Origin of the sequence: Achromobacter insolitus (genome assembly GCF_002209555.1) — a bacterium.
Lineage (GTDB): Bacteria > Pseudomonadota > Gammaproteobacteria > Burkholderiales > Burkholderiaceae_B > Achromobacter > Achromobacter insolitus.
The window spans coordinates 289,061-314,294 of record NZ_NJIF01000002.1 but is presented as its reverse complement, the minus strand read 5'-3'; the positions used below and the strand labels follow the sequence as shown (position 1 = coordinate 314,294).

At 63.3% G+C, this 25,234-nt stretch carries 20 protein-coding genes; 3 read left to right on the top strand and 17 right to left on the bottom strand.

Annotated features, from left to right (window positions below; all coding sequences use genetic code 11):
* Positions 1-2 precede the first annotated feature (2 nt).
* The 4 genes from CEY08_RS06950 to CEY08_RS06935 all read right to left on the bottom strand — a co-directional run bounded on the left by CEY08_RS06950 (position 3) and on the right by CEY08_RS06935 (position 4,087).
* On the bottom strand, positions 3-986 hold the full coding sequence (locus tag CEY08_RS06950; RefSeq protein WP_076817037.1) for a TerC family protein: 984 nt from the start codon (positions 984-986) through the stop codon (positions 3-5).
* Positions 987-1,155: 169 nt separating this feature from the next.
* Positions 1,156-1,932: an SDR family oxidoreductase gene (locus CEY08_RS06945; RefSeq protein ID WP_042795663.1), complete on the bottom strand. Its 777-nt coding sequence runs from the start codon at positions 1,930-1,932 to the stop codon at positions 1,156-1,158.
* A 12-nt stretch (positions 1,933-1,944) separates the two neighbouring features.
* Positions 1,945-2,859 carry a beta-keto acid cleavage family enzyme gene (locus tag CEY08_RS06940; protein ID WP_063639236.1) on the bottom strand — a complete coding sequence of 305 codons (915 nt, stop codon included), beginning with the start codon at positions 2,857-2,859 and terminating at the stop codon, positions 1,945-1,947.
* Positions 2,860-2,863: 4 nt separating this feature from the next.
* Positions 2,864-4,087 carry an ABC transporter substrate-binding protein gene (locus CEY08_RS06935; protein ID WP_372341481.1) on the bottom strand — a complete coding sequence of 408 codons (1,224 nt, stop codon included), beginning with the start codon at positions 4,085-4,087 and terminating at the stop codon, positions 2,864-2,866.
* 139 nt (positions 4,088-4,226) lie between these two features.
* Here CEY08_RS06935 and CEY08_RS06930 point away from each other — a divergent pair, with 139 nt between their 5' ends.
* Positions 4,227-4,976 (top strand): Crp/Fnr family transcriptional regulator, encoded by a 750-nt coding sequence (locus tag CEY08_RS06930; protein WP_088607618.1) that lies wholly within the window; start codon positions 4,227-4,229, stop codon positions 4,974-4,976.
* Here the strand turns inward: CEY08_RS06930 and CEY08_RS06925 are convergent.
* Positions 4,973-6,172, bottom strand: a complete 1,200-nt coding sequence (locus CEY08_RS06925) for an MFS transporter (protein WP_232033779.1) — start codon at positions 6,170-6,172, stop codon at positions 4,973-4,975. The two genes, CEY08_RS06930 and CEY08_RS06925, sit on opposite strands and share 4 nt — an antisense overlap.
* A gap of 14 nt (positions 6,173-6,186) precedes the next feature.
* On the opposite strand from CEY08_RS06925, the gene CEY08_RS06920 reads away from it, so the two are divergent.
* A complete protein-coding gene (locus tag CEY08_RS06920) occupies positions 6,187-6,954 on the top strand; it encodes an AraC family transcriptional regulator (RefSeq protein WP_042795664.1) in 768 nt (255 codons plus the stop codon).
* A gap of 30 nt (positions 6,955-6,984) precedes the next feature.
* Here CEY08_RS06920 and CEY08_RS06915 read toward each other — a convergent pair whose 3' ends face one another.
* The 12 genes from CEY08_RS06915 to glmS form a co-directional block, all read right to left on the bottom strand.
* Positions 6,985-8,337 (bottom strand): type II toxin-antitoxin system HipA family toxin, encoded by a 1,353-nt coding sequence (locus CEY08_RS06915; RefSeq protein WP_076817034.1) that lies wholly within the window; start codon positions 8,335-8,337, stop codon positions 6,985-6,987.
* A 4-nt stretch (positions 8,338-8,341) separates the two neighbouring features.
* Positions 8,342-8,599, bottom strand: coding sequence for a helix-turn-helix domain-containing protein (locus CEY08_RS06910; RefSeq protein ID WP_042795666.1), 258 nt, complete (start codon positions 8,597-8,599; stop codon positions 8,342-8,344).
* Positions 8,600-8,787: 188 nt separating this feature from the next.
* Positions 8,788-10,008 carry a pectate lyase family protein gene (locus tag CEY08_RS06905; RefSeq protein WP_042795667.1) on the bottom strand — a complete coding sequence of 407 codons (1,221 nt, stop codon included), beginning with the start codon at positions 10,006-10,008 and terminating at the stop codon, positions 8,788-8,790.
* A gap of 12 nt (positions 10,009-10,020) precedes the next feature.
* Entirely contained in the window at positions 10,021-11,925 is a 1,905-nt protein-coding gene (locus CEY08_RS06900) for a tetratricopeptide repeat protein (protein WP_076817032.1), read from the bottom strand.
* A complete protein-coding gene (locus tag CEY08_RS06895) occupies positions 11,918-12,949 on the bottom strand; it encodes a KpsE/RkpR family capsule polysaccharide export protein (protein ID WP_042797454.1) in 1,032 nt (343 codons plus the stop codon). Before CEY08_RS06895 ends, CEY08_RS06900 begins: the two co-directional genes overlap by 8 nt.
* Before the next feature lie 121 nt (positions 12,950-13,070).
* Positions 13,071-13,790, bottom strand: coding sequence for a P-loop NTPase family protein (locus CEY08_RS06890; RefSeq protein WP_063639232.1), 720 nt, complete (start codon positions 13,788-13,790; stop codon positions 13,071-13,073).
* Positions 13,791-13,799: 9 nt separating this feature from the next.
* Positions 13,800-15,140 (bottom strand): ABC transporter permease, encoded by a 1,341-nt coding sequence (locus tag CEY08_RS06885; RefSeq protein WP_063639231.1) that lies wholly within the window; start codon positions 15,138-15,140, stop codon positions 13,800-13,802.
* Between the two features lie 7 nt (positions 15,141-15,147).
* On the bottom strand, positions 15,148-16,302 hold the full coding sequence (locus CEY08_RS06880; protein ID WP_042795673.1) for a polysaccharide biosynthesis/export family protein: 1,155 nt from the start codon (positions 16,300-16,302) through the stop codon (positions 15,148-15,150).
* Positions 16,303-16,343: 41 nt separating this feature from the next.
* Positions 16,344-18,398, bottom strand: a complete 2,055-nt coding sequence (locus tag CEY08_RS06875; protein WP_076817030.1) for a glycosyltransferase — start codon at positions 18,396-18,398, stop codon at positions 16,344-16,346.
* Positions 18,395-20,875 carry a hypothetical protein gene (locus CEY08_RS06870; RefSeq protein WP_076817027.1) on the bottom strand — a complete coding sequence of 827 codons (2,481 nt, stop codon included), beginning with the start codon at positions 20,873-20,875 and terminating at the stop codon, positions 18,395-18,397. The genes CEY08_RS06875 and CEY08_RS06870 overlap by 4 nt, the downstream gene beginning before the upstream one ends.
* Before the next feature lie 39 nt (positions 20,876-20,914).
* Positions 20,915-22,174 (bottom strand): nucleotide sugar dehydrogenase, encoded by a 1,260-nt coding sequence (locus CEY08_RS06865; RefSeq protein WP_042795676.1) that lies wholly within the window; start codon positions 22,172-22,174, stop codon positions 20,915-20,917.
* A 582-nt stretch (positions 22,175-22,756) separates the two neighbouring features.
* Positions 22,757-24,589, bottom strand: coding sequence for a glutamine--fructose-6-phosphate transaminase (isomerizing) (gene glmS, locus CEY08_RS06860; RefSeq protein ID WP_042795677.1), 1,833 nt, complete (start codon positions 24,587-24,589; stop codon positions 22,757-22,759).
* 152 nt (positions 24,590-24,741) lie between these two features.
* Here glmS and CEY08_RS06855 point away from each other — a divergent pair, with 152 nt between their 5' ends.
* Complete coding sequence (locus tag CEY08_RS06855) at positions 24,742-25,230, top strand: Lrp/AsnC family transcriptional regulator (protein ID WP_076817025.1); 489 nt, start codon at positions 24,742-24,744, stop codon at positions 25,228-25,230.
* Positions 25,231-25,234: the final 4 nt, after the last annotated feature.

The window sequence follows — 25,234 nt, the reverse complement described above, 5'->3', positions numbered from 1 at the left end:
ACTCAACCCTTGGTACGCGCGGCCTTCGCCGCGGCCCGTCTGGGCAGGATCAGGCTGGCACCCACGGATGCCAGCAAGATTAGGCCCACCGCCCCTAGCGACCATTGCACCGGCACATGGAACCATGGCGCGGCCAGCATCTTGCCGCCGATGATGATGAGCACCGCGGCAAGTCCGTGCTTGAGGTAGCGGAAGCGCTCCCGCATGTCGGCCAGCAGGAAGTACATCGCCCGCAGGCCCATGATGGCAAAGATGTTGGAAGTAAACACCACGAACGGATCGGTGGTGACGGCGAAGATGGCGGGAATGCTGTCGACCGCGAACACGACATCGCTCGCCTCTATCATCAGCAACACCACGAACATGGGGGTGGCATACCGCAGCCCGTCGATGCGCACGAAGAAGGATTCTCCGTGATAGTCCTTGGTGATGCGCATGGATGAGCGCAGCAGGCGCACCAGTGGATTTCGGGCGATGTCCGGATGGTGGTCCGCCTTGGCCAGCATCCTGGCCCCCGTGAATACCAGCAGCAGCCCGAACACGTAGAACAGCCAGTCGAACTTCGACAGCAGCCACACGCCGGCCAGGATCATGCATACCCGCATGACGATGGCGCCCAACACCCCATACAGCAATACCCTGCGCTGCAACTCCATCGGCACCACGAAGTAGCCGAAGATCAGCGAGAACACGAACATATTGTCCACGGACAGGGACAGTTCGATAAGGTAGCCGGTGTAGAACTCCAGCGCTTTCTGGTGCGCCACGGTTCGCCCCAGGGTGGCATCCAGGTACCACCACATCAGGGCGCCGAACAAGGCGGCCAGCGTCATCCACACGGCTACCCAGAACAGGGCTTCCCGGGGCCGCACGCGATGCGCATGCCGACCGCCCAGCACGTACAGATCCAGCGCCAGCACGACCAGCACAAACCCGACGAACCCCGCCCACATAGGCATGGTGGCAAAGGTCTCGACCTGACTCATCAGGACCTCCCGCCGTCGCTGCAAGACTGCTATGCGACAGCCAGCGGTACACAGTGCATGTACGAATCCAGTCTAGAACTTTCGGAAACGCCGAACAATTCGTTCAAAGCGAACTGATGGTCAGGTTTTTTGGAACCGTTGGAGGCGCCGCGCGGCGCCTCCGATGCGCTTACCCCAGATACTCCACATTGCCGCATACGGAGATGCTCTGCCCGCTGATGATGGCCCCTTCGTCGGAACACAGGAAGACCACCTGGTTGGCGACGTCTTCGGGACTGGTCATGCGACGCAACGACACCTTGTCCACAAGTTGCGCCCGCATCACGTCGTTGCTCACGCCGCCGGCGGCGGCACGCGCGGCGATGATACGTTCCACCCTGTCTCCCGACACCACTCCCGGCAGCACGGAATTGACGCGGATGTTCGAGGGGCCCAGCTCCATGGCCCAGGTCTGCGTCAGGCCCGCCAGTCCGAACTTGCTGGCGCTGTACGGCGAGCGCAGCGAGAAGCCCAGGCGGCCGGCGACGGAGGAGATATTCACGATGGAACCGCCGCCCGCGGCGCGCAGCAAAGGCACTGCGCTGCGCGCGCACAGGAAGGTTCCAGTCAGGTTGACGTCCAGCGTGCGCTGCCAGTCATCCAGCGCGGTCTCTTCCAGCCGGCTGGTCGGACCGGATACGCCCGCGTTGTTGACCAGGGCATCGAGCTTGCCCCATTTGTCCGACAGCGCGCCGAACATCGCCTTGACCTGCGCTTCGCTGGACACGTCCGTCACGCTGACGTCCAGGCCTGGATGCGCCGCAGCCGCGGCCTCGCAAGCCGCTACGTCCACGTCGCAGATATGCACCGCCGCGCCCGCCTCGAGAAACTTCCGCGCGGTCGCCAGGCCTATGCCCTGCGCCCCGGCGGTGATGAGGACGTGCTTTCCTTGCAATGACTTGCTCATGGCGTGTCCTTGTCAGAGCGCAAACTCGGGCCGGATCCCGCGCTTGCCCGGCAGTCCCAGGATGTCGCGCGCTTCGGCGGGCGTGGCGGGTTCCATGTCCATCTCCCGGATGATGCGCACGATGCGCTCGGTCAGCTGGACGTTGGTGGCCAGCTCCCCGTGCCGGTAGTACAGGTTGTCCTCCAGGCCGACCCGCGCGTGTCCGCCGAGGAGCAGGGCGGCGATGTTGGCCTCCAGCTGCGCCGGCCCGATACCGCTGACGCAGAAAATGCTGTTCCTGGGCAGCAAGTCCACCATCATCTGCAAATGCCGGACAGAGAACGGCATGGCGTTCTGGAAGTTGCGATGGACGTTCATGACCAGATTTATGAAATGAGGGCCTTCGTCCAGCCCCTCTTCGATCAGCGTCGTAGCGTCCTGCAGGATGTGCGTAGGGCTGAAGACCTCCCATTCGGGCTTGATGCCGCGCGCCTGCATGCCGGCGGCGAGCTCGCGCGCCTTGGTGAGCGGCGTGTTCATCAGGTATTCGCGGTCACCGAACGCCAGGTTCAGCGTCGTGGCGTCCAGCGTGCACATCTCGGCGCCGGCGTCCATGCCCTTTATCCGCTCTTCCCACAGGATCTCCCACGTGCCCGGCGACGTTTCCTTGACCATGTCGCCATGCACGCCGCCTCCGGTGGAGTTGTTCAGCACGATGTCGCAGCGGTCGCGGATAAGCCGGTTCATTTCCCGGTACACGGAGGCATCGCAGGTCGCCTGATCGTCGGGACGGCGCGCGTGCAGCGCCACCACGCTGGCCCCGGCGTTGTAGCAGCGGTACACGTCTTCCGCGATCTCCAGCGGCTGCGTCGGCAGGTGCGGATTCTGGGTCTTGAACGCCATGCCGCCGGTCGGGGCGATGGTCACGATGACTTTGCGTTTGCTCATGAGGTCACTTCCAGAGCGCGCAGCGGCTCTCTTCCTTGGTGGTGAAGGCTTGGTTGCCATCGATGGCCTGCACGACGTTGAAGTAGTCCCAGGGCTCCTTGGACTGTTCCGGCGTCTTGACCTGCAGCAGGTACATGTCATGCACGACGCGTCCGTCTGGCCGGACCACGCCGTCCTTGATGTAGACGTCGTTCAGCTTGTTTTCGCGCAAATAGGCCAGCACGCGGTCGGCGTCATCGGTGCCGGTGGCCTTGACGGCGCGCAGGTATTGCAACGCCGCGGAGTAATCCGCGGCCTGAAGGGACGAGGGCATGGCCTTGCGCCGCTCGAAGAACTTCCGGCTCCAGTCGCGGGTTTCGTCCGAGGCGTTCCAGTACCAGCTGTCGGTCAGGTACATGCCCTGCGCGGCTGGCAGCCCGATGGCGTGGATGTCGTTGATGAACATGATCATGCCCGCCAGCCGCATGGTCTTGGTGATGCCGAACTCATTGGCCGCCTTGATCGAATTCGTGGCATCCGCGCCGGCGTTGGCCAGGGCGAGGATATCGGCCTTGCTGCTTTGCGCCTGCAGCAGGAACGACGAAAAGTCGCTCGCAGAAAGCGGATGCTTGACCGATCCCACGACGCTGCCGCCGCCCGCCTCCACGACCTTCGTCGTGTCCGCCTGCAAGGCGTTGCCGAAGGCGTAGTCCGCGGTCAGGAAGTACCATTTCTTGCCACCCGCCTTGACCACCGCCGCGCCGGTGCCGCGCGCCTGTGCCACCGTGTCGTAGGCGTAGTTCAAGGTATAGGGCGTGCACTGCTCGTTGGTCAGCGCGGGAGCGCCCGCGCCTACCACGATGATGGGCCGCTTCTTGTCGGCCGCCACTTTGGACATGGCCAGCGCCGTGCTGGAATTCGTGCCTCCGATCAGCATGTCCAGGCCCGCCTGGTCGAACCATTCGCGCGCCTTGGCCGAGGCAATGTCCGCCTTGTTCTGGTGGTCGGCTGTCAGCAGCTCGATCTTCTTGCCGTTGATCTCACCGCCCATTTCCTGAATGGCCATCTTGATGGCTTCGGCGCCACCGGGGCCATCCGGCCCCGAGTACACGCCGGACATGTCGGTGATGAAGCCGATTCGAATAACATCGTCTGATATCTGCGCTTGGGCCGCTGGGGCGTGCAGCAACGACACGGCCAGGCCGCAGGCCATGGCGGTGCGGGACATCGTGCCTTGCATGGGCAACATGCCTGTCTCCTCTTGTTGGTTTTGGCGTCTGGGACCTCGAGTATTCTGGTACCGGCTCCGGGACGCGGACAGTCATCATGGTGACAAAGCGCCCTAGGGTTTACCTGAGCGGCGCCCCACGGCTACGAAGGAGGAAAACATGTGCGAACGGCTTGCCGACGCCGGTGACGAACCCTTGAGCGCGAGACGGCGGCGCGTGCAAGGCGCGGTGGACAGGATGCTCGACGTGGTCCCTTGGTACAAGGGCCTGCCTGAGCTCGAACGCAACCTGATCCGGGCCGAACTGCGCGTCGTTTCGCTTGCGGCGGGCGAATTCCTGTTCCGGGCGGGGAACCGGTCGCCCGGCTGGTATGGCGTGGTGCAAGGGCTGGTGAAATGGTCCTCACCCAACGCCGACGGCAAATCCCTGTCCCTTGCCGGGTTCAGCACTGGCAGCTGGTTCGGCGAAGCCACCATGATCCGCCGCGAGCGGTTCGAGTACGAAGTCGTCGCGCTGAGGCCCAGCCAGATCGTAATATTGCCGCGCGAGACGTGTGAACGCCTCTGGAACAACAACATCGAGTTCACCAAGGCGCTGATGACGCACCTGGCGCAACGGGTGGACTGGCTGATGAGCAGCTACACCTCCAACGTGCTGCTCGATGTCGACACGACGGTCGCGCGCGCGGTCGCTGCGCAGTTCAACGCGGAAAGGCATTCCGGCACGAACGGACGCCTGAAAGTTTCCCAGGAGGAAATCGCGAGCCTGTGCGGCATTTCGCGCCAACGCTGCAATGCAGCACTGGCCAGGCTCGCGCGCGCCGGCGTGCTGGAAACCTACTATGGCGGCCTGGCAATTCTCGACGTGGAAGCCCTGCACAGATTCGCCAATACCAAGGCGCAGTCCTAAGGCTTGGCCGCATACGCGGCGAGCGCAATTACGGCGCAACATCCCAGCAGCAGGTCCAGTCTCTGCCCCATGCCCGCCACGACCAGCGCGGCGCCAAGCAAGTTGTAGTAGAACAGGCTCAGGATGGCGCCAGCAGTGCCGGCAGCGCCGGCATATGCCTGCAAGGCATGGGCGAGAATGTTTGGAATCGCAATCGCATAGGCCGCTGCGATCAGGGCCATGCCGAGCAGGAACGCCGCGCTCTCTATCAAGGCCGCGACCAGGCCGGTCCCCAACGCCAGCAGCACGATGCCCAACAGCACCAGACGTTCGGGTCCCCATCCGCGCCGCAGCAGCGCCGTGTTCAGGAAAGCCCCGCATAGCGACGCCGCAGCCAGCGCCAGACCGCTTTCTCCGAAGCCCAGCCAGGACGGCTCCAGCCGGGTGAAAAGAAAGGGACCCAGCTGGTAATACCCGAAGATCGCCAGGTTGAAGATGGCGACGAGCGCCGCGCTGCGCCAGACGGCCCGGTCCCGCAGCATGGCCCGCAGCGTGGGTACGAAAGGCGGCGGCGAGGCAGAGGCCGGCCGGGTTTCGGCCCAGCGCCGCACGCTCGCGCCGAACAAGCCGATGGCAAGCAGGACCAAAGCAGCGAAGATGCCCTTGGCGCCGCCCAGCGCCGCGATCTCCTGTCCGGCATACATGCCGACGGCGGGACTTACCGCCAACGCGATCCCCAGCAACGAAAAGACGCGGGCCAGGTCCCGGCCCCGGTAGCTATCGCGCAAGGCGGTCTGCGTTACGATTGAGCCCACGGCCGCGCCAAAGGCGGAGATCAGCCTGGCGGCGAGCAACTGCCAGAAATCGCCCGCCATCATGGCCCAGCCCGCGCCCAGTGCATACAGCACCAGTCCGGCAAGCAACGTCGGCCTGCGGCCCCAGAGATCGCACAGGCGCCCCCAGACCACCACGCCGAAGGCGAAGGCCACGAACCAGAACGACAGCGTCTGCGCTGCGTCCTCGGGCGTGGCTTGGTAGGCTGCGGCGATCAGCGGCAGCGCCGGGCTGTATATCGTCTCGACGATCTGCGGAAAACTCAGCAACAGGATGAGTAGCGGCAAAGGCGGGCGGCGGAACATGACGGCATCGGTGAACGGAGAGCCCGTTTTGTAGCCGGCCGCCGGCATCGCCGTTGTAGCAGCGAAGACAAAAAACATCGGAACTCGGACAAATGGCCAGGCTTGCCCCCACCGACGCATTCAACCCCGACACGATGGCGCAACCGGTGACGGGTATCGCGTCGCGCCTGATACAGCACGATTCCGGGATGCACCTTCACGACCGTGGGCAACTGCTATTCGCCTATGCGGGATCCATCCGTCTTGCCATGCCGGGGCTGATGGCGGTGCTGCCTCCGATCCGCGTAGCGTGGATTCCGCCTGGCGTTGCGCACCGCGTCCAGATTCGTGGCGAAGTCGAGTACCGCTCGATTTATCTCGACCCCGCCCGTATCGACGCTCCCGTCACCGGCCCTGCCATTTTCTCGATGACTGCGCTGCTGCGCGAGGTGTTCGAGCGCATCAGCCTGGAGCCCTTCGACACGGACTGGTCCGCGGGCGCCCCGCGGAATCTGCTAGCCGTCTGCATGGACGAACTGCGCGCGGCAAGGCAGGAACCCATGTTGCTGCCCGTGCCCACCGACCGCCGCCTGGCCGCCCTGGACCTGGGGGAACTGCCACCGGAACTCGAAGCGTTGTCCCGCCGCGTCGGTGCCAGCGCCCGTACCATCACCCGGATATTCCAGCGCGAGACCGGCATGAGCTATCAGGCTTGGCGGCAGCTCTGGCGCCTGCTGCGCGCGGTGGATCTGCTGGCCTGCGGCCGCAGCGTGACCTCGATCGCGTTCGATCTCGGCTTTGCCAGCGACAGCGCATTCATCGCCTACTTCCGGCAGATGACGGGCGAGACGCCGGGACGGTATGTGCTCAGCGAGCCATGAGTGGCGGCAGTCGCTTCGCGCGCCGCGAAGCTACGCGGCGAGCCTGTCCGCCGCGGCCTGCAAGCCGTCCAGGATGCTGTCCGCCAGCACCCGCGGAAATCCTTGCGGCAATCTGGCGCGGACCGCACGCACGACCTCTGGCGTACGCGCGATCAAATCGTCAACGACGAATTGGACTCCCTTGCCGTCCGGCGTCACGACGCCATGTCGCGCGCCCACCGTCAACCAGTGGCGCCGCTGGATATCGCGCATGCGCCAATGCGGGTTCTTCGAACGCACGGCCATCGCCATCTTCGCTCGAACGGGCGACAGCTTGCCTGGTCCCTCGCCCAGGATCGGATAGGCGGACAGCACGTCGTATAGCGGTGTAAGTTCGTAGGCCCCGCCCGGCCGCAGGAACAGGCTGAAGTTCTTCGCGTGGCCGTCCGTCGCGCACAGCATCCAGAACAGAACCTGCGCCTGGAAGAACGTTCGCCGGTCGTGCTCTGAGCGACGCGAGGTTTCGAGCAGACCCATGATGCGGTCGATGCCGGGTCCGCCGTCCGCCTCGTACTTCAGGTGTGGCGGGGTGCCGGTGGCCTGGCACATGTCTTCCTGGGGCAGGCGGACTAGACTGCGCTTTCCGTCTTCGCCGTCCCACCAGCGGCGGTCGAAACGTTCGACGGCGAGCACCTTCATGTCTTCGAAGCTCAGTACTTCCGCGCGCGCCACGGGCATGCCGTAGGCAGCCAAGATCTCCGAGCAGAGCCATTCGTTTTCCACCGATTCGCTCAGGTCGAACTTCATATTGCCGACCAGCCCCAATGGCAACTTCAGGATGTGAGTCGTCGGCGTGGCGCCTTGGGGCAAGCACCATTGGCCGTCTATCCGCAGCAAGGCGGTCTTCTCTTGCGCACCTGCGATGGAAATCCGGAAATCATCCTCAGCGATGGCCAGGCCGCCGAGAGGCGCCGGCGCCAGAACGCTGCGCAACAGCTGCGCAACCTGGGCATCGTTCAAGGGCGAGGCTTGCACCGACGCCACGTCTGCAGGCGCTGTTCCCGCAGGCAGGATCTGCAAGGCGCCCGCGCAATCGCGACCGATCTCGGCAAGCAAGGCGAACGCGTCGGTCGAGCCTGCCCGGAACCGGCGCGCAACCCGTTCGCGGATTTCCTTGCTGTCAGGCAGCAGATTTTCGAAGTATGCGCGGACGACGTCGCCACGATGCGGGCCATTGCCCGGCGTGAAGGGCAGGGACAGCGACAATGGCCTGCCCGGCGCGGAGGCGACCCAGTCCTTGTCGTACTGCAGGACCTCGCCGGCGTGGGGTCGATTGCTCCACTCTCCGACATAGGCGCCATTCATCCATAGGCCCAGGACCTGCGTGTGTGAACGTCGCCCCATGGCTTTACCAGCTGGGTTCGGATGTTGTTTCGGGTCCCGGCTGCGCCCCTTGCCGGCGCAAGACCATTTCGACTCCCAGGATGCTCAACAGCTGCAGCAGCCGGTCTGCGCTGACCTTGTCGGCATTGCGCTCCAGGGCGGACAAGGTCTGTTGTGTGACCCCAAGGCGCAAGGCCGTGGCCGCCTGGGTCAAGCCGGCCTCTTTGCGGAACCCCTGGAGCAGGGCTGGCAATTGTGTCGCGGTGCGTACGGTGAAATCCATAACACAAATCCCAAGCTGTATTTCAGATATACAAATTCTAGGCTGTTAACCTGAAATACACAACGCGATTTGCGGTTCTTTCACAGCTTATGATTTGTATTTCTAAAAAACAAATCATAAGCTGTATTTCAAGGATAGCGCCGAGCTTCAACCCGCATGGGCCGGCTCCGCTTCTACGAACCTCGGCACTACCGGCCTGCTGATCCCCCACAATCCGACCCGATCCTGGACACTGGCAGGGGCGTGTCGCCTCCCGTGTTCCCCGCGAACTTGCGGATCTTCTCCGCCAGCTCCGTCGTAGGCTTTTCGTAGCCGTAGCAGTATGGCGGCGTCGGCGCAGCCTCGGGCCGGTAATCCTGCAGCACCGGCTTCGCATCGCCCAGATAAAGGTTGTCCTTCAAGCGCAGAAAGGCCTTGTAGTCCCGGGTGTAGCCGTGCACAGCCTTGCGATCCTCGTAGGCGCCTCGATCCGATTCGCCGTTCTCCAACGCACTGCGCTTGGACGCGATGGGGATGTAATGGCAGTAATTGACATTGATGCCCTCCACCGTCGGGAAAAATTCAGGTTCCACGCATTTGCGCTGCGTGGAATTCTTGAATATGTTGCCTTCGACCAGTGCCTTGGCTTCCAGGCTGAAACTCATGCCGTAGAAGTCCCAATCTTCCAGCAGATTGTTAAAGAGGTGGAACGTGCCGAATTGCCCGCGCGGATTGCGCTGCACGGTATTCAGAAAATAATTGTGGTGCAGCGTCACGCGAGCAATCGAATCGCGGTCGTAGTTGGCGTAGAGGTTCTTCGAGGTAATGTTGTTGAGCAGCATCACCTTGTTCGAATTATGGAACTTGGTCCATGAGATGGTGACGTCCGTCGAACCGTTCTTCACGTTGAGCAACCGGTCCGACATGCGAGACAGATCCATGTGATCCACCCACACATCGCGACTGCCGTTGGCCACGTTGACGGCCTGCGTCAACCGGGACAGGCGTCCGTCTATCGTCAGGTGCGTGAGGATGACGTTCTTGCTGCCGTACACCCCCAGCCCGTCATCGATCAGGGTAACGCGCTTGCCACGCCCGTCTATCGTCGTGTTCGACGGCACGCGCAACTGCGACTTCAAGACGATGGTCATATCGGACGCGAAGCGGATCCAGGTTGGACCTTTCTTGGCCTGCGCCAGCGCCGCGCGCAAGGTCCCCGGGCCAGCGTCCTGGTCGGATGAGACCTCGATGAACTTTCCGCCCAGGCCGCCCGTGGCTTGGGCGCCATATCCTTCGCGTTGCTGCAACAGCGCCGCGACCGCCGGACAGCGTTCGTCCGGGCTCTGGCACGGCACCTCGGCCGCGGCTGTCCCGCCATACAGCATCGCCAGGGCGAGCAACCAATGCGCGGTTTTCATTGCGGCCTTCATCGGCAATCGCTCCTATTGCTGCGCCGACCGGTCGGCGGCAGTCACGTGACGCCAGATGCCTCCGCTCAGGCGCAGGTTCTCTGGAGGACCGGCCAGATGCTCTCTCAGCCGTTCGAAGTAGGCCTTTTGCCAACGCTGCGAGTAGGCGTCGGCGTCCTCGCCCGGCTGGACCGCTGGCAGCATCTCCAGCGTGTAGGCCACATGCCCATTCTCCCAGCGGGGCGCGTAGAACACCGAGGGCACGCCCATGCGATGCGCCAGATGGGACGCAAAGCTGGAGTACGTCACTTCCTGCCCTTCGAAGCGAGTGCGCGGCGCCGCGGGGTTGGCCGCACCGTCAATGGCCAAACACAGCACATAACCCGAGCTCAGCGCGCGCATGCAGGCCTTTGCGACTTGGGCCTCGCTCTGGTCCGCGGTGGAAATCAGGGCGGCGGCGTAGCTGCTCTGCGCGATGTTGGGCGCGGTCGCCAGCCAGCGTGACGGAATACCCACCAGCTCCAGGGCCATCAGCCCGGCATACATGGGACCGACATGCGCCGTCGCGACCACCACGCCCTTACCGGCCGCCAGCAGCGGCGCAAAGAAACGTTCGCCCGTGTCGAGTTCGCCCAGCACCTGCATGGCCTCTTCGACGCTTTCCTCGCGGCATTCGAGCCAATCGAACAGCAGATGGTCCACCAGATGTCCCCAACGGGCGCGGCGCTCCCATTGCCCGCGGTCGATGCCGGTGTCCCCACGCATCGACCAGGCCCAGTCCAGGCGAGCCTGCGGAATCGGCGCGCTGTCCAGCCGCTCCTCCAGCTGCGCCATTGCCTCCTGGAAAGTCGCCGGCAACCGCTTGCCGCGCTGCGCGACATACTTCCCGAACAGCGCCTCGGCCTCCTGTTTGCGCCCGGCTTGGGAAAGCGCGCTGATGGTTCCACGTTGCCAAAGCTGGCTTTCCGGGGATTTCTCCAACAGATGCATCATCTGGTCAGCGGCGGCATCGTACTGCTGCGTGTAACGCAACGCGCGCGCATAGAACGCGCGCGTCTGCTCCAGATCGGGCGCCAGGTCGATGGCCTGCTTCAGCGGCGCAAGCGCCTCTTTATAGCGCCCCGCCCGCAACAGGGTCTCGCCATGCAGCGTCAGCAGCCTTACATCGGCGGGCGCAGCGCTCAGCCCTGCCTCGAAATGCGCCACGGCATGCACCTTGCGGTCATCCTCGGTGCCGCGCCGCAGATGCGCAAGCCCCAAGGACGAACGCAGGGCTGCGCAGTCGAGGCCGGCATCCAACGCCTTGGCGCCGAATTGGATGGCGGCTTCCACCCTGGCATCTTCCAGCAAGGCGCGCACGGCCATGGTCGCCACCCGTTCGTTAGGCAGTTCGCGCGGATCCAGGAGCATCGCGATGCCTGCCGCAGCGGCCGCATCGCCATTGCGCACGAAAGCCAGCAACCAGGCATAGGCTTCGCCCGGCTCGCTCTCCGCCATGCTCCGGGTCGCGCTGGCGACCTCGGCGGCCTCGGCCGGCCGGCCGGCCTGCACGCGTAGCTGGATGCGCGCGGCATGCAGCGCCACATTGCCGGGCTCGATGCCCGCTGCGGCATCTGCCTCGGCAATGGCGCGATCCCACTGCTCCGTGCGTCCGAACAGGCTGGCGAGCAGGCGCCGTTCGTCCGCGCGCGCGGGATAGACCGCCACGAGTATCTCCAGCGCGGCGATCGCCGGCGCGAACTTTCCTTCTCGCACAAAGGGCGACACCAGCAAGCGGCGCGCATCGCGCCAGCCATCGGCGGCCTGCCGCAACGCCGGCTCCAGCATAGGCATGTCATGCAGCGGATCGGCCGAAGCATGGATCTGCTGGATCACGTCCCGCAACCGGGCGGTGGCCTCGGCGCCCGCAGGACGATTTGCAATTGCCACATCAACCATGGCGCAGCCCCCTCAACAAAGCCATCGCAACCCGGGCGATGAACATCAATACAAAGCCCAGCGCCAGCGCCTGCAGCAGCAGGATGCCCGTGCGCGGGCTGCTCGGGCGGTCCGTGGGCACCGGCTGCGCGATGATGGACAGGTAGCGCTGCAGGCGCAGGGTATCCGTCATGGCTTGCTGGTAGGTCTGCTGCGCCAGCGTCAGGTTCGAATCCGCGAAGGCCTGGGCATTCCTCAGCGCCTCGTAGGACTTGAGCTGTTTTGCTTCCGTATTGCCAGCGCCGCTCAAACGTTGGCGCACCGCCGCGATCCGCTTTTTCAGGGACGTCACCTGCATTTCCGCGGGCCGCAGCATGAAATGGTCCTTGTTGCCGAGCGCGCGGATCTTGTCGAGATTGATCTGCGCGGTGTTCAGTTCGCCTTCGAGCTGGCTGGAAAGGTTCAGCAGCATGGTCACCGTGGCCGTGGGGTCGATATTGCCGTGAGTGGTGCGCCAGGCCGTCAGCGTCTCCCGCGCGGCAAGGGCCTTCTGCTCCGCGAGCTTGACCGCCTCCTCGCTCACCTTCAACTTGTCGGCCACGCCCTTCTCGTTCATGGAGCTCACGAAGTTCTCCGCCAGCTCGATAAGCGCCCGGGACAGCAGCGCGGCGTCCTCCGAGGAAAAGGCGCTCACGCGCAGCACGTCGATCTGCTCCAGGGCATTGAAAGAGACCTTGACCGAGGCCTGGTACGCGCGGAACAGATCGTCTTCGCTGGAATCCTCGGCCAGATGGTTCATCGGGTCCATGCCACCGTGGATCAGGTATTGCCGCAGGCCGACCTTCTTGTCGAGCTGTTGCATGGCGTCACGCGACTTCAGGAAGTCGGCGACCGCCCAGCCGTCGACAAAGCCCCCCAGCATCCCGCCCGCGTTGCCCGTGGTCAGGAGGCTGGCCGCAGCGCCGCCCCCGCCTTGCTGGCCGGAGGCGGATTGCACGAAGAAGCGCGACTCCGCTTCGTAGCGAGGCGTGGCAAACCAGAGCACATAGACAAGAGCGCACACCACCGGCGCCAGTACAATGAGCACGTTGATCCAGCGGTGGCGGCGCCGCTCACGCAGCGCCGATTGCCGCTCGCGGCGGCGGCGTTCGATTTCCGAGCGGCTCTCAGATGCCAAACCCGGTTTCCTCGAAGCCGCCTCCGAGGACGTCGTCGCCTGCGCTGCCGGATTCGTTCCTTGATCGTCTCGGGGGGAACCTGCGGATGCACTGGTCGAGGTCGTCTTCGATGCTGAGTGCGCTTCGTTCATAAATCAAACCCTTGAAGCAATAGTCCGCCAACTGATTCTGGCGATAACTGGAAAGAATGAGTGTCCGGCCGACCAGCCTTTCTTCGAACAGGGCGAGCCAGAGGCGGGTGAAACGGCAAGGCTCGAAGGGGATGGCCCCTTCGATGACATAGACATCGAACGCCGGCGCCAGCGCCAGCGCGAAAGAGAACTCCTGCCGCGCGTACAGCGGCCAATGTTCCATGGGCTTGGCCAGGGTCCTGGGATCGCTGACCAGGTCGGCGACCAGCTCATGCGTGGCATCCGCGTCGATTTCATACATTTCACTGACGAAATCGATCATGCTCAGGCCGTTCGCCTTGCCGCGGATGAAGCCTTGACGGCCTATCGCCCATGACACATTGCCATCGTGCTTGACGAAACCCTGGCGCGGCGGACGCAGTCCGCACAACACATCGACGATCTGCCGGTGCAATTCGGGCGCGGGCGACAGCAGCGCATACCGCCCCACCGGAATTTCCAGATCGACATTCGAAAGCAGCGCTTGCCTGCTTCCGAATGCATAGGGCTCGTCAGTGACGCCATTGAGATGGATCATCCTTTTCCCCTACATCGGCTGCACGTTAGGACGGGCCAGACGCTCGGCCGCCAACGCAATCACCATCAAGAAAACCAAAGAGGTCAGGAAATACCCCAGGCTCGCGTCGTGCGAGGTGTAGGCCTCGAAGTAGGCCGAACGCAGCAACTGCATGCCATGCGCCAGCGGCAGCCACAGCATCCAGGGGCGCAGGTGCTCCGGCAACTGCTCCGAAACGAAGAACACGGCTGCAAATATCTGGAGGAATCTTTCGATGATCGGCGCCAGCCTGAGAAAGAAATGCCAGAAGGTCGCAATCGACCCGAACAACACGCCCAGCGCAACCCCGAAACATCCCATCAGTACGACATAGAGCAAGAACCCCGGCCAGCTTTTCGGCAACGTGATCAGCTCCAGGGCATGGCCCGCGCTGATCAGCACCAGGAACACCACCAGATACACCGACACGTAGATGAATGCCTGCACCAGCGCGCACATCAATGGCGTAACACCCTGGAAGTTCAGCAGGCCGCGCGCCGACACATAGGCAGTGCTGCTCCGGAAGACGATTTGCCGGAACATAATCCAGGTCGTCGCTCCCAACAGGGAAAATGTCTGCACGTCCATGCCCATGATGTAGTGCGTGCCCATCAGGATGTACAGGGACGAAATCAGCGTCAGCAGCACGACCGGGCCTACCAGCGCCCATACCAGGGCGATGCGGCTCTCGCCATGCATCACGCGCAGCTGGTAGATGAACATCGCCAACAGCGTGCGGCCGACCGGCCGGACCTTCACGGAATGGCTCGGGTCGTGCCCTTCATGCAGATCCCGCAGGCGTTCCCGCAGAATGGCAAGATCGCCGGCTTCATCCTCGGCCACCTCGACTTCCAGCGCAATGTCGTTGCGCGAAGCATGGCGACGCGCTTCACGCGCCTCGTCCTGCTTTCTGCGTTCCACGCGCCGCGCATGCGCGGCGGCCAGCCGTTCGTCCTCCGCCACCAGCTTGGCGGGCATGTATCCGGGCGCGAACACCTCGACGCCATCGCGGATGTCCATTTCCAGCAGGCGCACGATGACGCGCAGGCGGCGCCGCGAAAAATCGGCCAGCGTCTCGTCGACGTCACTGCGCTCGATCTCCGCGTCCAGCTCGGCCTGCACTGCGTCGTACACCGCCCGCCGGGCTGCCACGGAGTCGTGCGGCTCGCCCTGCAGGCGCGCGACCAGGGGCTTGAGCAGGACGGCCGGCGGCGCCTTCGCTTCAAACAGTGCCGCCGGGTCCAGACGCCAGGCCGCAACGCCGGCCCCAACCGCATAACTGCTGTCTTTTCGGCGCGAGCGCCAGCCTTTGATCCTGTCCTCGTTACTCATCGACACGCTATTGGCTTATGCCGGACGAGCCGCCCGAATCGCTGTCGATGGCACGCGTGGCGCTAAAGCCGGCACTCATCGTGACGCGGAACGCCGACAAGACCTTCTGCACCTGCGTAAACGGCGCGTCGGAGATGTAGATGGCCTGGCCTTCATGCACGGTGAATTCGCGCGCCAACGCCACCTGCTCCGGCCTCGTCAGGTCGAACTGGTACACCACGGGCAGCATGTCTGGCTTGCCCTCGACGCCAGCCTTGGCCGGCGTGAACAGGAACACGGAACGCGGGTCCGCCAGCTTGTCGTCCAGGCCGCGCGAATCCGCCAGCGCGTCCAGCACGCTGTAGTTGCGCTTGCTGATGGCCACGCGCCCCTGGGTGCCGGCCGCGCCCAGCACGGTCAGGTACTCCTTGGAGTCGTAGGCGGTAATGACATCGCCCGCGCGCAACAGGATGTCGTTGTTCTGGTTGCGGTAAATGTCCGACAGCCGCACCGACGCCACCTGATTGTCGCGACGCAGGCTGATGACCAATTGCTCAGGGTTCGTCTGCACCGGCGCGGCCTGTGCCAGCGCGCTGCTCAGCCGCTGCGAAGTCTGCGTGATCGGATACATGCCGGGCTTGGTCAGGTTGCCTTGAACGGTGACCATTTGTCCACGCGCATCCGCCGCGCGCGTCACGCTGACATCGGCACCCACGACCAGCTTGGCCAGGCGCGCAACAACGGCGTCATGCAGTTGTCCCAGCGTCATATTGGCCGCGTGGAATTTCCCGAGGATGGGAAAAGTCACATTCCCCGACGGGTCTATCTCCTGGTTCCCCAGGTCGCTCACGCCAGAGGGGTCCGCCGCGAACACACCCAGTCCGCCGCGCTCCCATACCTTCACGTTGATGCCGTCGCCTGGCACCAGGCGGTCGAATCCGGCCTGCGTCAGGTCGCGGTAGCGCACGGGAAAATCAGCCACTTCGGGCACCCGGCTGGCCTGAACCAGTTCGCGCGACGCGGGCATCACGATGACGTCCTTGTCATCGTGCGCGCCCGTCATCTCGCTCAACATCGGGCCGGAACGGGGCAGCTGGCACCCCGCGAGAGTCAGCGTGGCAAGAACCACCATGGTCAGGGCTGCTTTGCGCCGCAGCCCTGAACCCGGGACGTACATATGCATAAGATCCTTTCGTTTCAGCAGCGGGATCGGATGGGCGCCGATCAGGCTTGCATCAGGCGCACGGGTTCGATATCCATGCGTTCGTCGTTCTCGGACACCACGGGCATGCACAAGCCCATGAACTTGGTCAGCATCGCATCCAGCGAGAACAGCTTCTGCGCGCGGTGACGGCTGTGCTCCCTCAACTGCTCGTTGCTGCGCACCTGATCCACCATGGATGCGACTTTCTCGCATGCCTCGTGCAGATCCGGGTGATCGACGCAGCCGAGCAGATGGCCGGTTTCGTTCTCGACAAAACACTCGCCAGCACCGCCAGCGGGAGTCGATATCACCGGCACGCCCACGAGCTGGGCTTCAATCAGCACGTTGGGCAAGCCCTCGTAGCGGGACAGCAGGACGCTCGCATCCATCTGCGAATACCAATAGCCCACATGGTTGGAAAGACCGACCAGCAATAGCCTGCCCGTCACGTTCAACTCTTCGGCCAGCGCCTCGATGTTCTCTCGAAGGCGTCCATCGCCCACGATGACAAAGCGCGCTTGAGGCCGCTCTTTCAGATACATCGCCGCCAGCTTTATCCATAGCTGAGGACGTTTGTCGGGCTCCAGTCGAAACACGCCGCCGATCGTCTCCGTCGCATCGCTCGTGCTTTCCTGGAACGCCTTCCACTTTTCCTCGTCCGTGGCCGAAGCCTCCGTGGATAGATCGGGCACGCCGTTGTAGAGAATGTGGAAACGCGTGATCGGAATTCCCAACCATTCCGAATAGGCTTCCGCGGCCTTGCAGCTATTGCTGACGAACACCACGCCCGGCACCTGTGCCAGGGCCTGGTACAGCTCGGGATACTCTTCGCGGAAACGATCCTTGCGGATGTTGGGAGGCAAGCCGCGGAACACCAGGTGTATGGTCGGCGCCCCCGCCAGCAGCGCGGCCAGCGCGCCAAACAGGCAGGTTCCGTCCTGCCACAGGCTCACCACGTCAAAGGGGTTCGCCCGCAGCACCGGCGCAAGCCTGGTCACGCCATAGTGAACGGGAGGCGGCAACTGCTCCAGCAGACGGCTCAGGCTGCCCTCGGGAACCGCCTGATGAGCGACTGAAACCGCGGGCAGCTTGTTGATTTCCGTGACCGGAATCTGCGCTTTCACCAGCACGGGCAGGAAGAAATCCAGCCCCTGCTTCTTGGTGGAGCCCGCGGGTTCCGTGTGCTGCTTAACCATGACTTCGACTTTCTTCGGCATCATGATTACATCGGCCGGCCGGCGCTCCGGGCATTCCGCCAAACGGGTCAGCTCGCCGGCCAGCCGCGTCAGCTGGCGCTCGGCGCCGCCAGGCCCCAGGCTACCCGTCACCAACGCTACCGATACCGGTTTCTCAGCCGATTGCTCGACGATCTTCCGGTTGCGGAAGTGCAGGATCGCATGCTTCATGGACAAGATCCTGACGTCCCTTCCGGCCAGCTCTTCGTCGGACGCAAAACGTTGGTAGAAGGCGTAGTCGCTGGCCAGGTCATTTGCCAATTCCGCCGCCTTGCTTCCCGGAGCCAGGTGCTTCGCCACCGGCGCAATCGCATCGAACGCATCTGCCAGCAGACCGCGCTTGCGCAGGCGCTTGGCGAACTCGACACGCATATTGCGGTCGGTGTTCTCCGAGATCAGCCGGCGAAACAGCGCGTCCGACTGCTCGTGGGCGCGGATGTCGCTAAGCAGCTTGGCGCGGGCGAACAGGCGGTTCGGATTCTGCGTCGAAGGCGGCAGATGGCGGTCGACAAGCGCCAAAGCCTCGTCGATCTTCCGTTCCTTCACCAGGCGCGTCGCGCAGTAGCGGACAATCTGGAAGTCGTCGGGGCATTCTTCCAGCAACGTGGCCCACTGTTCAGCCATGCCCTCGTTCAGGCCCGCCGACTCCTTCAGCCTGAGAAGCAGGAAGCGGACCTTCGAGTCTGCCATGTGATCGCGCGCCAACGCTTGTGCACGGCCCAGGTTTTCCTGCGCGACCTGCACCCTCACGGACGCAGCGACGATTTCCTCCAATTGGGCTTGCACCCTTTCGAGATCGGACGCCGCCTCCTCCTGCTCGGAAATCAATGGGGGATTCATGCTGCCTTCCTCCTGTTGATCTTCTCGATCCACACGAGGCAGCGTTCAATGTAGTGATCGAACTGCGCGGGATTCTCGGACCGCTCCTGCAGCTTGCGCCAGTACGGCAGAGCCTGTTCGAAGCGATGCAGACGCATGGCGCCCACGGCGGCCAGGCGCAGGCCGATGGGGTCCTCCGGAACCAGCTTCAGGATCCGCTCGCCCAGGGCCAGGCGTTCGGTCGTGCTGGCCGAATCCAGCGCGCGCGCTTCGGCGTACAGCACGGCAATGATGCGGCGCTTTTCATGGTCGACTTCCGACATTCCGGGCCACGACTGCGCGACACGCTCCAGCAGGTTCCAGGCCGCCTGATGGTCGCCGTTCGAGAGAATCTCCCGAGCGCCACGGATGGCGCGGGGACCGAGCCGGCCCAGTTGACGCTGCGCTTCGTCCTTCGCGCTCTGATCCGCGCCGTTGTGTTCGAGCACCGCCTTGTAGGCGTCGATGGCTTCGCCGTACCAGCCGCCGTGGAAGGCGACGCGGGCAAAGTGCAGCTGCGTGCTGAACGACGCGGATTCGCCCGCGGCGGCCTGCTCGAGGTGCCGCATGGCGGTCTTCTTGTCGCCAAGCGCGTCGGCCGCGCGGCCACGCATGGCGTGCAGCTCGGGAAAATCGATCTGACTGTCGATCGCGATGTCCGTCAGGTCGATGACTTCCTTGTGATTGCCAGCGACGAGCGCGGCCCGCACTCCCAGGCGCATGGCACGCTCGAACGCACGTTGCGCACGCACGCCGGCCAGTGCATCGGGCGTCAGCAGACGATGCGCGCAAATGCGCTCCGCCGCATCGCGCAAGCGCCCTTCTTCCAACGCGCGGTTGCCTTCCTCGGCCCACGCCTGCGACTGTCCATGCAGCCAGGCGACGATATCCTCCTGCTCGCTGCTGGCCAGCTTGCAAGAGACAGCCAGCGTGGCGGCGGCCATGATGCAACCACGCCACGAAGCTTCCTTGACGAGCTCCAGGGCGTCCACGTCGTTGAGTGCGGGTGTTTCGGAAGCCAGGTTGCGCAGTTCCGCGCGATCCCCGGCCAGCAGGCGGTCGCGCCACAGCGTGGCGAAGCCCCGGCCATAGGCGGGCATGGCCGCGCGGACCTCGTGAACCCAACGTAGGGCGGCCTCCATGTCGCCACTGGCCTGCAGCAGTGCGAGCACCGTGTCAGCCGCTTCCACCGCGCCCGCGTCCTGCGGCGAAGAAATACGGAACAGCTGCTTCCAGTTGCCCAGGGTCTCGTCCACATAGCCCAGGTGGCCCGCCGAAACGGCCGCGATTCGGACGATTTCCGGGGTTTCGATTTCGTCGCCCAGCAGCCCCGCGGCAAGCGAGTAAGCCACGTCGAAGCGTCCCAGCTTGAACTGGTTACGCATCAGGATCTGTTCGGCCTTGCTGCCGGAAGCCACCGCGCCGTCGGCGCTGCTCAATAGCGCCAGCGAGCCTTCGTAGTCGCCCAGCTCCTCCTGGATGCGTGCAAACAGCAGCGTGTGGTCGGGCAGGCCGGGGTGGCGGCGCAGCACCTCGCGCACCCGGCGCGAAGCTTCGCGCAGTTCGCCCGAATCCCAGAGCTTCTCGATGCGGTCGGCGCTTTCGTCGGCGGCAAGCTTGGGGACGGAGGGCTGCGTGGTAGCCGCGCTCATGCGCGGACGCATAAAGGTCTTGAACCATTCGGCGCACAGGCGCTCGGCAAAGACCGGCGTGTAGTGGGTAAGGTCGAGCCCGCCGTCTTCCATCGCCTCGGCTTGGCCGATCTTGTTCATCAACGGCGTCGGGTCATAGCAAGGCACGCCGATACGCTGCGCGCTGGCGGTGACCGCGGCAATCAGCTGCTCGCGCTGCTCGATCGGCACGTTGTCGGGCGTCAGGGCATTGACGTGCGTGACGAACACCACTTTGTCACGGCCCAGCAGATCGACGATCTGCTGCATTTCCCGCTCGATTTCTTCGTCCGTTTGATCGCGCTTGACGATGCGGGCGAGCAGTTCGCGGTCATCAGGGGTCAAGCCTTTGTAGACCGGATCCTGATCCAGCAGGGCGCGCCGCTCGGCAAGACGCTCGGCGTGAGCCATCGACCAGAACATCCGGGTGCGCGTGCGGTCGGCGAAGAATTCGCTGAAGTAACGCACCAGATAGTTGGACTGAATGGGGTAACCGTCTATGGTCAGCAGCTTGCGCGAGGACAGTTCGACCACGTAGAGGTCAGCCGGCTTGTGCGCGCCTTTGCGCGCCTGCTCGCCATTCGAGGGCCGGAAAATCACGCGCTGGACGTCGGCCGGAATGTCACTTTGGCCAAACATGAATCGCGCCTGCTGCAGCGCCTCGGCGCTGGTGTGCACGAAACCGTAGTTGCGGCCGAGTTGCAGCTTGATCGGGTAGCGGCCCACGGCATCGCGCAGCGGCGTATGGATGCGGCAGGTGCCAATCGGAGCGGTGGTAAAAGCAGCCATTCGGAGGCTCTCCTCTAGTGATCGATAGTGAGCCTGAACTTAAAGAGTCCAGTACAGGAGGTCGGACTGAAGCCGTTTGCTGTCCAGCACGGACTTCAGGTCGCACACCATGCCGCCGCTCTTGACCAGGGCAGGCATGTCGTCCCAGATGGAGTCCATGGTTTCGCGGTGCGGGACCGCCAGGATCAGTACGTCCATGTCGCGGAACTGATCGCGTTCGACCAGCTTGATGCCGTACTCGTGCTCCATCTGTTCCGCGTCGGCCATGGGGTCGCACGCAACCGGAGTAATGCCGTATGCACCAAGGGCGTTGTAAAGATCGACCACCTTGGAGTTGCGGATGTCGGGCACGTTTTCCTTGAACGTCATGCCCAGGATGCCGACGCGGATCGTGGCGTTGAGGCGGCCGTTGCGCGCCAGCGTCTGGACAACGCGCGAAGCGACGTGGTTGGCCATGCCGTCATTGATCCGGCGGCCCGACAGAATGACTTCAGGGTGATAGCCGAGCTCCTGCGCCTTGGACGTCAGGTAGTAAGGATCGACGCCGATGCAGTGGCCGCCGACCAGGCCGGGCGAGAACTTGAGGAAATTCCACTTGGTGCCGGCGGCCGCCAGCACTTCCGAGGTGCGGATGCCGACCAGATCGCAGATCTTCGACATTTCGTTCATCAGCGCGATGTTGATGTCGCGTTGCGTGTTCTCCAGCACCTTCGCAGCTTCCGCGACCTTGATCGATGAGGCACGATGCACGCCCGCGTCGATGATTTTCTCGTAGACGCCGGCGATGGTTTCCAGCGATTCCTCGTCCTGCCCGGAAACGATCTTGACGATCTTCTCCAGCGGATGCTCGCGGTCGCCCGGATTGATCCGCTCGGGGCTATAGCCCAGCTTGAAATCGGTGCCGCAGCGCAGGCCGGAGGCCTTCTCCAACTCCGGTCCGCAGATTTCCTCGGTGGCGCCGGGGTGCACGGTGGATTCAAAAACGACGATGCAGCCCGGACGCAGCACCGGTCCGATGGTGCGGCAGGCGCGCACCAGCAGCGAAAAATCCGGGTTGTTCTTCTCGTCCACGGGGGTCGGGACGGCCACCACAAAGAAATCGCAGCCCTCCAGTTCCGTTACCTGGTCGGTGAACTGCATGGGGGAGGCAAGCAATACGTCGCGTTCGATCTCGCCTGTCCAGTCATCACCCTCTTTCAGCCGTGCGATTCTCCGCTTGTCCACATCAAAGCCGATGACATCAAAGCGCTTGGAAAATGCGACGGCTACGGGAAGGCCGACATATCCAAGGCCACACACTGCGATTCTCTTTACCACGGGGGACCTCACTGTTTTCGTCGTGTCGTAGACACTAGAAATCGACGCCCTGAGACATGAAATCGACTCGAAATCGAGTACGTTTGCCCCAGTTTGGGCGGGTGTATTGCTTAAGAATATTTACAGCTCGATACGCGCTTAAACGTGCAAAGCGACGAGCCAACGAATCGTATAGGGCGCAGACAGCAAATTTCTTTCTAAATATTTTCGTTGCTGTGGAAATAAATCAGATTCGCCGCAATAAACCCAGGGAAATCCCTCAAATAATTACATTCATTACATGGACCGCAACATGGGCCGGATCCGAGGTTGTTAGCAAATATATAAAAGGGTTTTTCTTGGTCCGGTTTAACCAAAATGAAAAAACATAATCCCCATAAGGGGGTTATTTATTAATCACCCAAGGATATGTCATATTCCAAAACAGGCTGGCTACAGTCATTATTCAGAAATAACAAAGCCTGACTCCAGCGTTCGGTGCAGTGAGTATTCGCACACACAGTCCCACAAAAGCAAAAAAGCCCACCGCATGCGGTGGGCTTTTGCTCGCTACTGCCGCCGGCCTTACTCGACCGTCACGCTCTTGGCCAGGTTGCGCGGCTTGTCCACGTCCGTGCCGCGGGCGCATGCCGTGTGGTACGACAGCAGCTGCAGCGGGATCGTGTGCAGGATGGGCGACAGCTTGCCGTAGTTCTCGGGCATGCGGATCACGTGCATGCCTTCGGCGCTCTGGATCTTGCTGTCGGCGTCCGCGAAGACGTACAGCTCGCCGCCGCGGGCGCGCACTTCCTGCATGTTGGACTTCAGCTTTTCCAACAGTTCATCCTTGGGCGCGATGGTGACGACGGGCATATGCTCGGTCACCAAGGCCAGCGGGCCGTGCTTGAGCTCGCCGGCCGGATATGCCTCGGCGTGGATATAGCTGATCTCCTTGAGCTTCAGCGCGCCTTCCAGGGCGATCGGATAGTGCATGCCTCGGCCGAGGAACAGGGCGTTTTCCTTGGAGGCGAAACGGTCGGCCCAAGCCATGATCTGCGGCTCCAGCGCCAGCACCGAACCGATGGCCACGGGCAGGTGGCGCAGCGCCTTCAGGTGTTCGGCTTCCTGCTCATCGCTCAGGTGACCGCGCACCTGCGCCAGCGTCAGCGTCAGCAGGAACAGCGCCGTAAGCTGCGTGGTGAAAGCCTTGGTGGAGGCCACGCCGATCTCGACGCCGGCGCGCGTGATGTACGACAGCTTGCACTCGCGGACCATGGCGCTGGTGGACACGTTGCAGATGGTCAGCGTGTTGTCCATGCCCAGCGAACGGGCATGCTTGAGCGCAGCCAGCGTGTCGGCGGTTTCGCCCGACTGCGAAATGGTGACCACCAGCGAACGCGGGTTGGGCACGCTGTCGCGATAGCGGTATTCGCTGGCGATTTCCACCGCCACGGGAATCTTGGCAACGGATTCGATCCAGTACTTGGCGGTCAGGCCGGCGTAGTAGCTGGTGCCGCAGGCCAGGATCAACAGGGAATCGATGTCCTTGAAGATCTTGTAGGCCTGGTCGCCGAAGAGTTCGGGCGTGATGGCCTCGATGTCCTGCAGCGTGTCGCCGACGGCGCGCGGCTGCTCGAAGATTTCCTTCTGCATGTAGTGGCGGTAGGGGCCGAGTTCGGCCGCGCCCGTGTGCACGTGCACCGTGTGGACCTCGCGGTTCACGTTCTTGCCGCTGGCGTCCACAATCCAGACGCGCGAGAGCTGGAGGTCGACGACGTCGCCGTCTTCCAGATAAATGATCTGGTCGGTGGTGCCGGCCAGGGCCAGTGCGTCCGAAGCCAGGAAGTTTTCGTTCTGGCCCACGCCCACCACCAGCGGCGAGCCTTGGCGTGCGCCGACCACGCGATGCGGTTCGTCGCGGCAGAACACGGCAATGGCATAGGCGCCATGCAGGCGGCGCACGGCGTTCTGCACGGCTTCGAACAGGTCTCCGGCGTACAGGTGGTTGACCAGGTGCGCAATGACTTCGGTGTCGGTCTGGCTTTCGAAGACGTAACCCACGGCCTGCAGCTCGGCGCGCAGTTCGTCGTGGTTCTCGATAATGCCGTTATGGACTAGCGCGATGCGCGGTTCGTCGTTGCCCAGATGCGAAAAGTGCGGGTGGGCATTGTGCGTGGCGGGCACGCCGTGGGTGGCCCAGCGGGTGTGGGCGATGCCGGTGAAACCGCTGACCTTGTCCTGCGCCACTTGCTCGGCCAGTTCGGCCACGCGTTGCGTGCTGCGCGTGCGGCGCAGGTGGCCGTCAGCGTAGACGGCGACGCCGCAAGAGTCATAGCCGCGGTATTCGAGGCGCTTGAGGCCTTCAACAAGAATCGGGGTGATGTCGCGCTGGGCGACGGCGCCAACAATGCCGCACATAGGATAGTGCTCCGAGAAGTTCGTGTACGGACGCATTGTGCTCGTCCCTGCAAGAAATTTGATTTCTTTATGTGGCAACAAATGGAAGTTAATTCCCTTACATGTTTGTGATTAAATAATATTTCTTCATTGTCTGATTTTTGAAATTAATCATGCAAAACGCACCAATTCCGCTGCCGGAGCTGGACGATCTGGACCGGCGCATTCTTGAACAGTTACAAGAAGACAGCTCGCTGACCAACCAGGACCTGGCGCAACGGGTGCACGCCTCGCCCCCGACCTGCCTGCGGCGGGTACGGAGATTGGTGGACGAAGGGGTCATCGACCGGCAGGTGGCCATCCTGGCGGCGGAAAAACTCGGCAGCACGCTGACCGCGATCGTCGAAATCACGCTGGACGTACAGGCAGCCGAGAGCCTGGACGCGTTCGAGCAAAGCATGTTGACCGAGCCCGTGGTGCTGCAGTGCTACCGGGTGTCGCCCGGGCCGGATTTCGTGGTGATTGCGCAGGTGAAGGACATGCCGGCCTATCATGCGCTGGTGCACCGCGCTTTCACCGCGCAGGCCAACGTGCGCAACGTGCGCACGTTCTTCTCGGTGCACCGCGCCAAGTTCGAAACGCGGATAGACGTGCGGGCCTGAACCC

Bases quoted from the DNA above. Each gene is read 5' to 3' on its own strand.
- CEY08_RS06950 (WP_076817037.1), bottom strand. From the start codon at position 986: ATGAGTCAGGTCGAGACCTTTGCCACCATGCCTATGTGGGCGGGGTTC.
- CEY08_RS06855 (WP_076817025.1), top strand. From the start codon at position 24,742: ATGCAAAACGCACCAATTCCGCTGCCGGAGCTGGACGATCTGGACCGG.
- CEY08_RS06915 (WP_076817034.1), bottom strand. From the start codon at position 8,337: ATGGGGCGACGTTCACACACGCAGGTCCTGGGCCTATGGATGAATGGC.
- CEY08_RS06920 (WP_042795664.1), top strand. From the start codon at position 6,187: ATGGCCAGGCTTGCCCCCACCGACGCATTCAACCCCGACACGATGGCG.
- CEY08_RS06925 (WP_232033779.1), bottom strand. From the start codon at position 6,172: ATGTTTTTTGTCTTCGCTGCTACAACGGCGATGCCGGCGGCCGGCTAC.
- CEY08_RS06880 (WP_042795673.1), bottom strand. From the start codon at position 16,302: ATGCATATGTACGTCCCGGGTTCAGGGCTGCGGCGCAAAGCAGCCCTG.
- CEY08_RS06935 (WP_372341481.1), bottom strand. From the start codon at position 4,087: ATGTTGCCCATGCAAGGCACGATGTCCCGCACCGCCATGGCCTGCGGC.
- CEY08_RS06910 (WP_042795666.1), bottom strand. From the start codon at position 8,599: ATGGATTTCACCGTACGCACCGCGACACAATTGCCAGCCCTGCTCCAG.
- CEY08_RS06930 (WP_088607618.1), top strand. From the start codon at position 4,227: ATGTGCGAACGGCTTGCCGACGCCGGTGACGAACCCTTGAGCGCGAGA.
- glmS (WP_042795677.1), bottom strand. From the start codon at position 24,589: ATGTGCGGCATTGTTGGCGCCGTCGCCCAGCGCGACATCACCCCGATT.
- CEY08_RS06875 (WP_076817030.1), bottom strand. From the start codon at position 18,398: ATGAATCCCCCATTGATTTCCGAGCAGGAGGAGGCGGCGTCCGATCTC.
- CEY08_RS06945 (WP_042795663.1), bottom strand. From the start codon at position 1,932: ATGAGCAAGTCATTGCAAGGAAAGCACGTCCTCATCACCGCCGGGGCG.
- CEY08_RS06905 (WP_042795667.1), bottom strand. From the start codon at position 10,008: ATGAAGGCCGCAATGAAAACCGCGCATTGGTTGCTCGCCCTGGCGATG.
- CEY08_RS06870 (WP_076817027.1), bottom strand. From the start codon at position 20,875: ATGGCTGCTTTTACCACCGCTCCGATTGGCACCTGCCGCATCCATACG.
- CEY08_RS06900 (WP_076817032.1), bottom strand. From the start codon at position 11,925: ATGGTTGATGTGGCAATTGCAAATCGTCCTGCGGGCGCCGAGGCCACC.
- CEY08_RS06890 (WP_063639232.1), bottom strand. From the start codon at position 13,790: ATGATCCATCTCAATGGCGTCACTGACGAGCCCTATGCATTCGGAAGC.
- CEY08_RS06940 (WP_063639236.1), bottom strand. From the start codon at position 2,859: ATGAGCAAACGCAAAGTCATCGTGACCATCGCCCCGACCGGCGGCATG.
- CEY08_RS06885 (WP_063639231.1), bottom strand. From the start codon at position 15,140: ATGAGTAACGAGGACAGGATCAAAGGCTGGCGCTCGCGCCGAAAAGAC.